Annotated in this window: 12 protein-coding genes; 11 read left to right on the top strand and 1 reads right to left on the bottom strand. The window is 63.3% G+C overall.

Annotated features, from left to right (window positions below):
• Window positions 1–8: 8 nt before the first annotated feature.
• The 11 genes from AC3WOG_RS23480 (at window position 9) to AC3WOG_RS23530 (ending at window position 11,707) form a co-directional block, all read left to right on the top strand.
• Window positions 9–1,205 (top strand): acetyl-CoA C-acetyltransferase, encoded by a 1,197-nt coding sequence (locus AC3WOG_RS23480; RefSeq protein WP_492580321.1) that lies wholly within the window; start codon window positions 9–11, stop codon window positions 1,203–1,205.
• Window positions 1,206–1,263: 58 nt separating this feature from the next.
• Window positions 1,264–2,436 (top strand): phenylacetate--CoA ligase family protein, encoded by a 1,173-nt coding sequence (locus AC3WOG_RS23485; protein WP_492580322.1) that lies wholly within the window; start codon window positions 1,264–1,266, stop codon window positions 2,434–2,436.
• The gene (locus AC3WOG_RS23490; protein ID WP_492580323.1) at window positions 2,433–3,563 is read left to right on the top strand and encodes a lipoate--protein ligase family protein; all 1,131 of its coding nucleotides are present in this window, start codon (window positions 2,433–2,435) and stop codon (window positions 3,561–3,563) included. The genes AC3WOG_RS23485 and AC3WOG_RS23490 overlap by 4 nt, the downstream gene beginning before the upstream one ends.
• A complete protein-coding gene (locus AC3WOG_RS23495) occupies window positions 3,560–4,351 on the top strand; it encodes an enoyl-CoA hydratase/isomerase family protein (RefSeq protein ID WP_492580324.1) in 792 nt (263 codons plus the stop codon). The genes AC3WOG_RS23490 and AC3WOG_RS23495 overlap by 4 nt, the downstream gene beginning before the upstream one ends.
• Before the next feature lie 15 nt (window positions 4,352–4,366).
• Window positions 4,367–5,236, top strand: coding sequence for a MaoC/PaaZ C-terminal domain-containing protein (locus AC3WOG_RS23500; RefSeq protein WP_492580325.1), 870 nt, complete (start codon window positions 4,367–4,369; stop codon window positions 5,234–5,236).
• Between the two features lie 56 nt (window positions 5,237–5,292).
• Window positions 5,293–6,081: a citryl-CoA lyase gene (locus tag AC3WOG_RS23505; protein ID WP_492580326.1), complete on the top strand. Its 789-nt coding sequence runs from the start codon at window positions 5,293–5,295 to the stop codon at window positions 6,079–6,081.
• A gap of 135 nt (window positions 6,082–6,216) precedes the next feature.
• Window positions 6,217–7,059 (top strand): HTD2 family dehydratase, encoded by an 843-nt coding sequence (locus tag AC3WOG_RS23510; protein ID WP_492580327.1) that lies wholly within the window; start codon window positions 6,217–6,219, stop codon window positions 7,057–7,059.
• 18 nt (window positions 7,060–7,077) lie between these two features.
• Entirely contained in the window at window positions 7,078–8,241 is a 1,164-nt protein-coding gene (locus tag AC3WOG_RS23515; protein ID WP_492580328.1) for an acyl-CoA dehydrogenase family protein, read from the top strand.
• Window positions 8,242–8,260: 19 nt separating this feature from the next.
• Entirely contained in the window at window positions 8,261–9,439 is a 1,179-nt protein-coding gene (locus AC3WOG_RS23520; RefSeq protein ID WP_492580329.1) for a CaiB/BaiF CoA transferase family protein, read from the top strand.
• An 82-nt stretch (window positions 9,440–9,521) separates the two neighbouring features.
• Window positions 9,522–10,898 (top strand): MmgE/PrpD family protein, encoded by a 1,377-nt coding sequence (locus tag AC3WOG_RS23525; RefSeq protein WP_492580330.1) that lies wholly within the window; start codon window positions 9,522–9,524, stop codon window positions 10,896–10,898.
• The gene (locus tag AC3WOG_RS23530; protein ID WP_492580331.1) at window positions 10,895–11,707 is read left to right on the top strand and encodes an HpcH/HpaI aldolase/citrate lyase family protein; all 813 of its coding nucleotides are present in this window, start codon (window positions 10,895–10,897) and stop codon (window positions 11,705–11,707) included. The genes AC3WOG_RS23525 and AC3WOG_RS23530 overlap by 4 nt, the downstream gene beginning before the upstream one ends.
• Window positions 11,708–11,837: 130 nt before the next feature.
• Here the strand turns inward: AC3WOG_RS23530 and tnpC are convergent, their stop codons facing one another.
• Window positions 11,838–13,256 carry an IS66 family transposase gene (tnpC, locus tag AC3WOG_RS23535; protein WP_492577202.1) on the bottom strand — a complete coding sequence of 473 codons (1,419 nt, stop codon included), beginning with the start codon at window positions 13,254–13,256 and terminating at the stop codon, window positions 11,838–11,840.
• Between the last annotated feature and the right edge of the window lie 583 nt (window positions 13,257–13,839).

The raw sequence follows: 13,839 nt of genomic DNA on the forward strand, positions 1-13,839 counted from the left end.
CATCCGAGATGAAACGAGCAGCGATCGTCGCACCGGTTCGCACGCCAGTCGGCACGTTCGGCGGCAGCCTGCGGCCGGTTTCTGTCGAAGCCCTCGCGGCCACCGCGATTCGCGCGACGCTGGCGAAGAGCGGCATCGACCCGGCGCGTATCGAAGACGTCGTGTTCGCGCAGTCGTATGCGAATAGCGAAACGCCGTGCGTCGGACGCTGGGCCGCGCTCGAAGCGGGTTTGCCGGTGCATGTGCCCGGCATGCAACTGGACCGACGCTGCGGCGGCGGCCTTCAGGCGATCGTCACCGCCGCGATGATGGTGCAAAGCGGCGCCGCCGATGCCGTTATCGCGGGCGGTGTCGAAAGCATGAGCAATATCGAGTACTACAGCACCGATATGCGCTGGGGCTCGCGCGCGGGCTCGGTGAAATTGCACGACCGGCTCGATCGTGGCCGCGAGCGTTCGCAACCGGAAGCGCGCTTCGGCTACATCGCCGGAATGATCGAAACCGCCGAGAACCTCGCCAGGCAGTACGGCATTACGCGCGACGCAGCGGATGCGTATGCGGTGCGTAGTCATCAGCGAGCCGCGGCCGCGTGGGAATCGGGCAAGTTCGCCGACGAGGTGGTGCCCGTGCAGGTGCCGCAACGCAAAGGCGACGCGCTGATGTTCTCGCGCGACGAAGGCGTGCGACCGGACGCAACTGTGGAATCGCTCGCAACACTGCGGCCGTTGATAAAGGACGGCACCGTGACCGCGGGCAACGCGAGCCAGCAGAACGACGCGGCGGCGGCATGCCTGGTCGTCGCGGAAGACAAGCTCGAAGAACTCGGTTTGACGCCGATGGGTTATCTGGTCGGCTGGGCCGCGACCGGTTGCGAGCCGGCGACGATGGGCATCGGCCCCGTGCCGGCGGTGCAGAAGCTCTTTCAGAAAACCGGCTTGTCGTTCGAGCAACTCGACCTTGTCGAACTGAACGAAGCGTTCGCTTGCCAGGTGCTGGCTGTGTTGAAGGGGTGGGGCTGGCATGACGAGTCGCGGCTGAACGTCAACGGCTCGGGCATTTCGCTCGGCCATCCGATCGGCGCGACCGGCGTACGTATGCTGACCACGCTGCTGCATGAGTTGCAGCGCCGTAAGGGCCGCTATGGCATGGAGACGATGTGCATCGGCGGTGGCCAGGGCATCGCGGCGATTTTCGAGCGGGCCTGATAGCGCAGTGCGATTCACGCCGTAGCAAACGCAGTCAAAACAACAAGGAGCAGGAGACATGCTCGATCGATTGAACGCGCAGCTCAAGCGGCTGCAACAGCATCCGTTTTACGCGGGACGTCTGCCGTCCCGCGTGACGAGTGCGGCGGAATTCGCGGAGCGCGTGCCGTCGATGTCGCGCGCGGATCTGGTCGCCGAGATGAGTCGAACCGGTTATGGCGCGTTCGCGCCACATGTGCCGCCGGTGCGGGTGCATCTCACGCCGATGGGGGCGTCGCTCGTGCCGATTCTGTACAGCGCCGCCGATCTGCGTGCGATCGAAGCAGCCTGCGGCCAGCATCTCGACGCATGCGGCATCGGCCCCGGCGATGTTTGCCTGGTTACGTTCGGATACCACCTGTTTGTCGCGGGACTGTTTTATCAAAGTCAGATGGAAGCGCGCGGCGTCGCGTGTATTCCGCATGGTCCGGGCGAAACGGAACGCGCGGCGGATATCGCACGCCGCTGCGGCGTCACTGTACTGACGGGCAATCCGTCGCACGCGCTCAAGCTGATCGAAGCCGGTTGTCCGGTGCCGCGCGTGTTTTTCGCGGGTGGCGAGGCATTCACGGGTAATGAAGCGTTATATCGGCGCGTGCGTGAAGCAATGCCCCGCACGCTGCTGATCGACAGTTTTTCTCTATCCGAATGTCTGCCGGTTGCTCGAACGTTTCCTGGCGGCACCGGCGTACACGTGTTCGACGAATTGCTCCATGCCGAAGTGATCGATCCGGATAGCGGCCAGCCGGTCGCGGAAGGCGAGCGCGGCGAACTTGTGCTCACACATCTAATGAAAGAATTGCAACCGCTGGTGCGCTATCGCACCGGTGACCTCACGGTGCTGCAACGCACCGAGCCGCTATTCGGCCGCACGGTTTCGCTGCCGCGCGTCGTCTTCGGCCGCGCCGATTCGATGCTGAAGATCAAGGGCGTGAAGGTGTATCCGTCCGAATTGCGGACCGTGTTGCTTGGTATCGATGGGTTGAGCGGCGCCTACCGCCTCGTCGTGTCGCGCAATTCGCACGGCGGTGATCACCTGACCTTGCAACTCGAAGGCTCGCCGGCGGCTGCCGCCGTCGACGCAATTGCGGCCCGGTTCAAACAGCAAACCCTCATCAGCGCCGACGCCGTTGAAGCGGTCGCGAAGCTCGATGGCACTCATATCGTCACCGATCAAAGGAGCACAGCATGAGCAGTGAAGCGAACCGCGCGCCCTGGCGTTTCATCGTCGGGCATGACAGCTATGCGGACTTTTCGATTTCGGTTTCGCCTGCTGTCGAGCGTGCCGTGGCCGACGGCATCGCACCGCCTACCGTTTATCTGAACATCTTCAACGAAGACAGCATCACGATCGGCGTCAACGAAGACCCGAATCAAGTGCTCGATCTCGCGTTCTGTCGCAGCAATGGCGTGCTGACGCGGCGCCGCGTGAACGGTGGCGGAGCGATCTATGCAGGCAAGGGTTCGGCGTTTCTCGCGCTGTATCTGCCGACCAGCGTGCCCGGCGTGCCGCTCACCGCGGCAATCGCATTCCCGACGATTCTCAGCCACGTCGCCGGGAGTTTGCGTGACGTGTTCGATCTGTCGGCGTCGTACCGGCCCTTGAACGATGTCGAAATCGACGGCCGTAAATTGGTCGCGACGTCCTTGAAGATCGAAGGCGGCGTGCTGACCTTCCGCATCCTGTTGAACATCAAGGCGATCAACACGGAGATCGCCGCGCAGGCGATGCCGCTCGCACCCGAGAAGACCCGCGACAAGAAGCACAAGGATCTCGGCTCGCGTTACACGTTTCTGGAGAAGGAACTTGAGCGCTCGATCACACATGAAGAGTTGATCGCATGGGTCGCCGCGTGCATGCGGCGCGCGTTCGACAGCGCGCCGCTGCAGGACGGCGCGTTGATGCCTGAAGAGCAGGTGCTGGCTCGGCAGTATGCGCAGGAATTGACGAGCGATAGCTGGTTCAACGAGAAGAGCGAAGCGGTGCGCTACGGCCCGTTGATGCGCGACGGCGACCGCGTCGGCCGGGGCCGCGAAAAAGCGCCCGCCGGGCTGATCTGGCTAAGTCTGCTGGTACGCGACGGCATCGTTGTGCGCGCGATCGTCAATGGCGACTGGCATCCGCGGCCGATCTGCTCGGTCGAATGGCTTGAGGACGGTTTCTCTGGACTGCCCGCCACGCGTGAAGTGTGCGAGCGCCACATCGAAGCGTTTCTCGCGCGCGGCGACGTCGAGTTTGCCGGCGTCGAAGCCGCGCATCTGTTGAAAGCGCTCGATCTCGCGCTGGCGAGTCTCGATCAGCCGGAGGTCGCGGCATGAGCGACAGCGCCTTGTTATTCGACGTCGATGCCGACGCGGGCATCGCGACGCTCACGTTGAACCGTCCCGAGCAGAAGAACGCGATGAACATGCCGATGCGCACCGGCTTGCGCGACGCCGTGTACGCAATTCGTCAGGACCGTTCGATTCGTGCGGTCGTGCTGCGCGGCGCCGGTCAGGATTTCTGTTCGGGGGGCGACGTGCGCGGCATGAATGTCGAAAGCGCCGAAGCCGGCCGCAATCGCATCGACGATCTGCATGGCTGGGTCAGCATGCTGCTCGATCTGGATCGTCCGGTGATTGCCGCAGTGGACGGCGTCACCTACGGCGCGGGCTTCAGCCTCGCGTTGGCTGCGGATTTCGTCGTGGCCACGTCGCGCGCGCGGTTTTGCATGCCGTTCATGAAGGTCGGGCTCGTCCCTGACTGCGGTGCGCTCTATACGCTGCCGCGCGTGATCGGTCTTTCAAGGGCGAAAGACTTGGTGTTCACGGCACGCGAGGTGAATGCCGAAGAAGCACAACGCATGGGTGCCGTGTTTGAAATTGTCGAGCCGGAAGCACTGCACGCACGCGCGATGCAAATCGCCCGTAGCCTGGCCGGCGCGTCATCGGTTGCGTTCGGGCTTGCCAAGCGCGCGTTGAATCAGTCGCCAGGGGTCGATCTGCGCAGCATGCTCGAGATCGAGTCGGCCGCGCAGGGAATCGCGTTTTCAACGGACTTCCATCGTGAAGCAGTGCAGCGCTTCAAGGACAAATCGACGCCGCTGTTTCAGTGGCCGGCTGCCTAAGTCACAGCAACCATCATGACGATCGACTACCACACGCTGCGCAACTGGCCGTTCGAGGATATCGAACAGACCTACACTCAACGCGACGCGATCCTCTATAGCCTCGGGCTTGGCTACGGCAGCGATCCGCTCGATCCCGACGATCTGCCGTTCGTCTACGAGAAGGCATTGCGCGTGCCGCCGACCTTCGCCGTCGTGCTCGGCTATCCGGGTTTCTGGGCGAAGCATCCCGGCACCGGCATCGACTGGGTGAAGCTGTTGCATGGCGAGCAGCGGCTGCGGATTCATCGGCCTTTGCCGGTGGCGGCAACCATCGTCGGACGCTCGCAGGTGGCGCGGATCGTCGATAAAGGTCCGGGCAAGGGCGCGCTGGTGCTGATCGAGCGTACCGTCACGGACAAAGCCGGCGGTGAGCTCCTGGCCACCGTCGAGCAACTGAATTTCTGCCGCGGCGACGGTGGTTTCAGCGCGAACGGTCAACCTTCCGATGAGCCGTTGCCGGGTCCGCCGCCGATGCCTGAGCGCGCGCCGGACGCCGTCTGCGATCTGCCGACGCGCCCCGAAACGGCATTGATCTACCGCCTTTCCGGGGACGACAATCCTCTGCATGCCGACCCCGCTGTCGCGCGCGCGGCGGGCTTCGAACGGCCGATTCTGCACGGTCTCGCGACGTGGGGTGTTGCCGGTCACGCGGTGCTGAAAACCGCTTGCGCCGGCGCGCCGGAGAAGCTGGTGTCGTTGTACGCGCGCTTTACAGCGCCGGTCTATCCGGGAGAAACGATCCGTACCGAACTCTGGCTCGACAACGGCGTGGTGAACTTCCGCTCGCTTGCTTTGGAGCGCGACGTGCTGGTGCTCAACCACGGGCGAGCTGAACTAAGCTGAATGCTGGCTGGCGCAAAGCCTTTTCCATTGAATCGACCACAGGATTCACGACGATCATGTCCAGAACGCCCAAACCTCTGATCCGCTCCGATATTGCCTACAGCACGCCCGATCGCATCGTCGTGCGCGGCAAGGATCTGCCCAACGAAGTGCTCGGTCACATGAACCTTGGTGACTTCGCGTACCTGCAGCTGACCGGCAAAGCGGCCACGCCGGAACAGTCCGCGATGTTCAACGCGATTCTGATCACGCTGGTCGAACACGGCATGACACCTAGCGCGATTGCCGCGCGTATGACCTATGCCGGTGCGCCGGAGTCGTTGCAGGCCGCGGTCGCGGCCGGGCTGTGCGGGCTCGGCTCGGTATTCGTCGGCAGTATGGAAGGTGCGTGCCGGATGTTGTCCGAAGCGCTGCCAGCCGGCACCGCCAACGCCGACCTCGAACAGATCGCGCGCGACACTGTCGCCGCCTATCGCACACGTGGCGCCGCCGTGCCGGGCCTCGGCCACCCGCTGCACAAGCCGATCGACCCGCGCACGCCGCGTCTGTTTCAGCTTGCCGCCGAGAACGGCATGTCCGGCGACTATGTGAAGCTGATGCAACGGATCGGCGCCGAAGCCGAACGCGCATCGGGCAAAGCGTTGCCGATCAACGCGACGGGCGCGCTCGGCGCGATCTGCTGCGAGTTCGGTTTCCCGTGGCGGATCGTGCGCGGCTTCGGCGTGATGGCGCGCGCGATCGGTTTGGTCGGCCACATCATGGAAGAAGGCGAAAAGCCGATGGCGATCGAAATCTGGCAGCGCATCGAAGACGAAGCGTCCGCCCATTTGCGCGGCGAAGCGTAGCCGGAGCGCCCGCCGCGTGGGCGTCTTAAGCAAAGGAAAAGGCCCGGTTCAAAAATGCAAACTTCGCGAAACGCAGCGCCGGGTTCATAGTAAGACCCTATTAAACCCCAATAAGCGTATTCGGAGACTTCGCACATGTTTGCCTCCCCCGAGAAACTCGACGACTGGCTCAACAAGGAGGCGGTGACCGAGGACGACATCACGGCCTTTCCGCTGACGGCTATGGCCGCCACGCTCGATCGGACAGAAAGCGGCAATACGGTGCCGCCGCTATGGCACTGGCTGTACTTTCTGCCGACCGCGCCTTTGTCCGAGGTCGGGCCGGACGGCCATCCCAGGCGCGGCGGTTTCCTGCCGCCAGTGCCGTTGCCGCGCCGCATGTGGGCCGGTGGCCGCCTGACCTTTCACGCGCCGCTCAAAGTCGGCGAGCACGCCAAACGGACCTCCACCATCGCCAATATCGAAGACAAGACCGGCCGGTCGGGCCGTCTCGTGTTCGTCACCGTGCAGCATGCGATCGAAGCCGACGGCGAACTGAAGCTCGAAGAGGAACACGACATCGTCTATCGCGACGCGCCGCAAGAGGGCGCCCGCCCGCCGCAGCCGGCGCTTGCGCCGGAAGGCGAAACATGGCGGCGCACCATCGACGCAGACGCGGTGATGCTGTTCCGCTACTCCGCGCTGACCTTCAACGGCCATCGCATCCATTACGACTACCCGTATGTCACGCAGGTGGAGGGCTATCCGGGCCTGATCGTCCACGGTCCGTTGATTGCGACCTTGCTGGTCGACCTGGTGCGCCGCGAACAGCCCAATGCGACGCTGCAAAGCTTCGCGTTCAAGGCGCTGCGCCCGACCTTCGCCGGCCAGCCTTTCACGGTCTGCGGCAAACCTTCCGCCGACGGCAAGACCATCGACCTGTGGGCCAAAGACCACGAAGGCTATCTGACGATGCGCGCGACGGCCGCGCTGGCCTGAACTACACGAGATTCGATTATGCAAACCACGCAACAGGATTCCTTCCAGGACATTCGCGAGGCCGTTCGCGATCTGTGCCAGCAGTTCTCCGGCGAGTACTTCCGCAAGATCGACGAAGCACGCGGCTATCCCGAAGCGTTCGTCGACGCGCTGACCAAAGCCGGCTGGCTTGCCGCGCTGATTCCGCAGGACTTCGGCGGCTCGGGACTGGGGCTGACGGAAGCGTCCGTCATCATGGAAGAAATCAATCGCGCCGGCGGCAACTCCGGCGCGTGTCATGGCCAGATGTACAACATGGGCACGCTGCTGCGTCACGGCTCCGAGGAGCAAAAGCGCAAGTATCTGCCGAAGATCGCCAGCGGCGATCTGCGTCTGCAATCGATGGGCGTGACCGAGCCGAGCACCGGCACCGACACCACCAGGATCAAGACCACTGCCGAGCGACGCGGCGACCGCTACGTGATCAACGGCCAGAAGGTGTGGATCTCGCGCGTGCAGCATTCGGATCTGATGATCCTGCTGGCGCGCACCACGCCGCTCTCGGACGTGAAGAAGAAATCGGAAGGCATGTCGATCTTTATCGTCGACTTGCGCGAAGCGATCGGCCACGGCATGACGGTGCAGCCGATTCTGAACATGGTCAATCACGAGACCAACGAACTGTTCTTCGACAACCTCGAGATCCCCGCCGAGAATCTGATCGGCGAAGAAGGGCAAGGCTTCAAATACATCCTCGACGGCCTGAACGCGGAGCGCACGCTGATCGCCGCGGAATGTATCGGCGACGGTTACTGGTTCGTCGACAAGGTCACCGCGTACGCTAAAGAACGCGTCGTATTCGGCCGCCCGATCGGCCAGAATCAGGGCGTGCAGTTCCCGATCGCGCGCTCGTTCATCAACGTCGAAGCGGCGAGCCTGATGCGTTTCGACGCGGCGCGCCGTTTCGATGCGCACGAGCCGTGCGGCGCGCAAGCGAACATGGCGAAACTTCTCGCCGCCGATGCTTCGTGGGAAGCGGCCAATGCATGTCTGCAATTCCACGGCGGTTTCGGCTTCGCCTGCGAATACGATGTCGAACGCAAATTCCGCGAAACGCGTCTGTACCAGGTTGCGCCGATTTCCACCAATCTGATTCTCTCGTACGTGGCCGAGCATATTCTCGGGCTGCCGCGTTCGTTCTGATTTCCGGGCTGACACACACATGAGACCACTCGACGGTATCAAGGTCGTCACGCTCGAACATGCGATTGCCGCGCCGTTCTGTACGCGTCAGCTTGCCGATCTCGGCGCGCGCGTGATCAAGATCGAACGGCCGGGTGTCGGCGATTTCGCGCGTGGCTACGATGAGCGCGTGCATGGACTGTCTTCGCATTTCGTCTGGACCAATCGCTCGAAGGAAAGTCTCGCGCTCGATCTCAAGCAGCCCGAGGCGGCGGAGATCCTGGATGCGCTGGTCGCCGATGCCGACGTGCTGGTGCAGAACCTCGCGCCCGGTGCGGCCGACCGGCTCGGGCTCGGTTATGACGGGTTGAGCGCGAAGTACCCGGAGCTGATCGTCTGCGATATTTCCGGCTATGGCGCCGATGGCCCGTATCGCGACAAGAAAGCGTACGACCTGCTGATCCAGAGCGAATCCGGCTTTCTGTCGATCACCGGTTCGCCGGATGCGCCGGCCAAAGCCGGTTGCTCGATCGCCGATATCGCTGCCGGCATGTACGCGTATTCGAACATTCTCAGCGCGCTGCTATTGCGTGGCCGCACGGGGCGCGGTTGCCGGATCGATGTGTCGATGCTGGAGAGCATGGTCGAGTGGATGGGTTATCCGCTGTACTACGCGATCGATGGTCAACAGCCGCCCGCGCTGTCCGGCGCCGCTCACGCCACCATCTATCCGTATGGACCTTTTCCTGCCGGCGACGGCAAGACGGTGATGCTCGGTCTGCAAAACGAGCGCGAATGGAAACTCTTCTGCGAGCGCGTGCTCGTGCAACCTGAACTCGCTGCCGATGAGCGCTTCGCATCGAATTCAAAACGCACGTCGGCACGCGGGGCATTGCGTGACGCGATTGTCGCCGCGTTCGCGAAGCTGACCGCCGCGCAGGTGATCGAGCGGCTCGACAACGCCGGTATCGCCAACGCGCAGATGAACACGTTGACCGACGTGTGGGCGCATCCGCAGTTGAAGGCGCGTGAGCGCTGGCACGAAGTCGGCACGTCGGCGGGCACGGTGCCCGCCTTATTGCCGCCTGGCTTGCCGACCGGCTTCGACCCGCGCATGGACCCCGTACCCGCACTTGGCGAGCATACCGACGCCATCCTGCGCGAACTCGGCTACGACCGCGAACGGATCGACGCGCTGCGCGAAGCCGGCACGATTTGAACTGTGCCTTCTGTTTCGACGTGTGAAGGATTCCACGCCGACGACCTGAACGAACCTGACGCGACTCTAAAGCAACCTCGCTATGACCGACCATCCCAGCCTTACGCTTGCGACCTTCGCCGCTCAACTCGATTTCGACAGCATGCCGAAAGAGGTGGTCGAGCGCACCGTCAACCTTTATGTCGATTGGCTCGGCTCGGCGCTGGCCGGCAAAGGCGCGCGGCCGGTCGAAACGATCGCGCGTTTTGCGCGCCAGACCGGTGGCAGCGCCAAGGACGACCCGTGCGAAGTCCTGATCGACCGTAGCCGCACCACACCGTATTTCGCGGCGATGGTCAACGGCGCAGCGTCGCATTTCGCCGAACAGGACGACGTGCACAACGGTTCGGTGTTTCATCCGGCGACCGTCGTGTTTCCGGTGGCGCTTGCGTTGGCGCAGGCCAACCGCGCGTCGGGCCGGGACTTCATCGCGGCGGCGGTGGCGGGCTATGAAGTCGGCATCCGCATCGGCGAATTCCTCGGACGCTCGCACTACAAGGTGTTTCATACCACCGGCACTGTCGGCACGGTCGCGGCGGCAGCCACTGCCGGACGTTTGCTCGGATTGTCGCCGGCGCAGATGCTCGATGCGTTCGGCTCGGCGGGCACGCAAGCGAGCGGCTTGTGGGAGTTTTTGCGCGACGCCGCCGATTCCAAGCAACTGCACACGGCGATGGCCGCCGCCAACGGCCTGATGTCCGCCCAACTCGCTGCCGACGGCTTCAAGGGCGCGACGCATATTCTCGAAGGCGCGCAAGGGATGGCCGCGGGCATGTCGAGCGACACCGATCCCGCGCGTCTCGTCGACCGTCTCGGCGCGCGCTGGGCGACGGCCGAGACCTCGTTCAAGTACCACGCCGCGTGCCGCCATACGCATCCTGCCGCCGATGCGTTGCTCGCGGTGGTGCAGAAACATAAGCTCGCACCGCGCGACATCGCGAAGGTGGTCGCGCACGTTCACCAGGGCGCAATCGACGTGCTCGGCGCGGTCGTCACGCCGCGCACCGTGCACCAGGCGAAGTTCAACATGGGCACGGTGCTGGGGCTCGTCGCATATCACGGTTATGCGGGCGTGACCGAGTTCGAGCAGGGCTTCGATGCAGACTCGATCGCCGCCTTCCGCGACAACGTCGAGATGGCCTTCGACGCCGAAGTCGATGCCGCCTATCCGGTCCGCTGGATCGGCAAGGTGACGGTAACGACACGCGACGGCCGCACGTTGACGGGGCGCGTCGACGAACCGAAGGGCGACCCGGGCAATACGCTGTCGCGCGATGAGATCGCGACCAAGCTGCATCGGCTGGCGGCGTTTTCCGGCGCGGCGACCGAAGGCGAGGCCGCGCGGTTGCTCGGCAACGCATGGCATATTGCCGAGCGGGCACGGGTCGAATCGGTGTTCGAAGAAACGGTGGCCGCATGAGCGCCGCGTTGCCGCGTTCGTACCTGTTCGTACCGGGCAACCGGCCGGAGCGCTTCGAGAAAGCGCACGCAGCCGGCGCGGACGCGGTGATTCTCGATCTCGAAGACGCCGTGCAGCCCGATGAAAAACCCGCGGCGCGCGCGGCGGTGCTCGCCGCTGTATCGGACGATGTATCACGCCGTGCATGGGTGCGTATTAATGGCTCGGATACTTCGTGGTTTAGCGACGACATCGCAGCACTGGTCGCGCATCCGGGTGTTGCCGGCATCGTGTTGCCGAAGGCCGAGACGCGAGAGCAGATCGAGGTTGTGCTGGCCCATGCGCATTCTGCGTTGACCGTATTGCCGATCGTAGAAACCGCGCGCGGCTTTGCGAATCTCGCGGTGCTGTGCGCGGCGCCGTGCGTGAGCCGTATCGTGTTCGGGACGCTCGATTTTCAGATCGATCTCGGTATCGACGGCGACGATGAGGAGTTGCACCTGTTTCGCTCGCAGATCGTGCTGTCGTCGCGGTTGGCCGGCATTGGCGCGCCGGTGGATGGCGTGTCCACGACCATCACTGATATCGAAGCGATCGAAGCCGACGCGCGGCGTGGCCGGCGCTTTGGCTTCGGCGGCAAGCTCTGTATTCATCCGAAGCAGGTTGATGCGGTGCATCGAGCTTATGCGCGGACCGAGGGGGAGAAGGCGTGGGCGCGGCGGGTGTTGGCGGCAGTGGAGGCGAGCGACGGCGCGGCGGTGGCCGTTGACGGCAAGATGGTTGATTTGCCGGTGATTTTGAAGGCTCGGCGGATTGTGGAGGATAGGTAGGTTTTTTTGTCTTTTTGCCTGCGCGGCGCTGTGGGTGTGTGCCTACGGTGGTGGCTTTTTCTTTTCTTATTGGTTTATTAGCGTTCCCCCTGTGCGGGGGGGCACCTACTTTTCTTTGCCTGCCGCGTAACTATTCAGCGGCAGTCAGAGGCGAAACGACGAATCCGGCAAAGCTCAAGGCCAGCGCATCGATCAGCGAACGGTTCTGTTTGCGCAAGGTGGCGAGGTAGGAGCGGATCGTGCAGAACGCCTCCATGCCCGATATCGCGCGGAAGCATCCCGAGATTTTCTGTTTGAGTTTGGGCATGCGGATATCGCGTTCGGCCTGGTTGTTGTCGAACGGTACACGGTGATCTGCAATGAAGCGCCACACCTCGCGCGCATGCCTGTGAAGGCGTCCGAGCAGGTTGTAGGTAAAGCTTTGCCTGATCCTGCCGCGCAGTTCGCGGCGCGTGGGCTCACGTGCCTGCTGCGGATTGAGCTTGCGCGCCTGGGCGATCAGCGTCCGACTGCGTCGCGCGTAATAGCGTTGGCGCGATTGACCCAGCGCTGTGTTGCCTGAAGCCAGACTGAGCTCGACCTCGCGCTTTGCCTGGCAAAGCAGATCAATCATCTGCTGGGCCCAGGCCTGCTGCGTGGACTCCAGTACAAACACCAGTTCGCGCAGATGGTGGGCATTGCACAGCGCATGTTCACACTCATACTGCGCGTAGGCTGCCCAGCCGTCATGCACGGCGATTCCCGCAAAGCCGGGCAGAATGCCGAAGCTGTCCAGCGCCTCGCGACCGCGCCTGTTGTGCGCGCCATACCAGGTCAGCGCTCGCGTCGAGGCGCTATGCAGCCAGTGAGTCTTGCGTCCCACGCGCATGCAGCTCTCATCGAAATGCACCACCGGTTGCTCACGCAGCGCCTGGCTGATCTGTCTGACCGCCGGCGCCAGCAACTGGGCGGCCTGGTCAATGCTGTGCTGCACGGTACCCGTACTCACACGCAGACCGAACAGGTCTTCGAGCGCCTGGGCCGTACGCCCCACGGGCAACTGCTGGTATTGCGTCAGATAGACCGTAGCGGCGCGCACCTGGGGGCCATACTGCACCGCCTGGCTCACGCCTTCGGGAAACACCCCCGAATGGTGCTTGCCGCAGCGGCACTGTGCGATCTGCACGCGATGCTCCGTCACCTCAAGGCGCGTGGGCGGCAGATCGATTACCTGACGTCCCTCGGGCAACACGGCAATGCGGGCCGGTTCGATGCGTTCGCCGCATGCATCGCATACCGGCGCTACCGGGTGAATCTCGATGTGATCGGGTTGGGTCACGCGTTTGAGCGTCTTGCCCTTGTGCCCCGGTTGCGCGCCAGGCTTTGCCCCGCTCGTGCCCCGCAATGACTTCGGCTTGCGCTGCGGACCATCGCTTGACGGCGGCTTGCTGGAGTTATGACTGTCCTTCTCAAGCTTTGCCTCAAGCTCGTTCAGACGCCTCACCAGATCAATGATGAGTGCGTCTTTCTGCTCCGGTGTCAGGTCCTTGATGTCAGGCATCTTCGTCATGTCCCTCACTATGCACAGCCTGGCAGCAGTTTACAAGCGCTGAATAGTTACGCCTGCCGCAAAGAAAAGTAGGCAAAAGAAAGCGGCTCACACCGCTAGTTCTTAAGCGGGTCCCCTGGCTTGGAGGAGGTAGTGGAGCATCTGGAATCTGTGTTCCCGCACACTCCGCTCTGGTGACAAGGCCGTCATCCTTTCGGCGGCGCTGCGCGCGCCGCAGCGGTACTTCGTCAAACCGCAAGGCGGTTTGGTGTCTTGGTTGGCTTGGCGATGCGGCGCGTTACTGCACGGCGGGCCCATCGCTGGCGCTTGCAATGAGACTTCCGCTACATGGAGTGGCGCTACGCCGCTTTTTTGCCCCTGCTCGTTCTTGCTGGACGTTAACCGCGACGAAACATCGGCTTCCAATAATGCCAATTCCCTCGCGGCCTCGGGTATCGCACTCTTGGCGTCTAGCATCAAGCGGCACGGCTAGTTTGAACCGTGCCATTTGACACATTGCATTAGAGCCGTCGCTGTAAGAAAGGCGGCCGTGCAGGACCCTTTGCGTTCGCGGGCCAGCCGCGCGCAGATTATCAGGAGACAC

It is taken from the genome of Paraburkholderia sp. FW306-02-B (assembly GCF_058782725.1).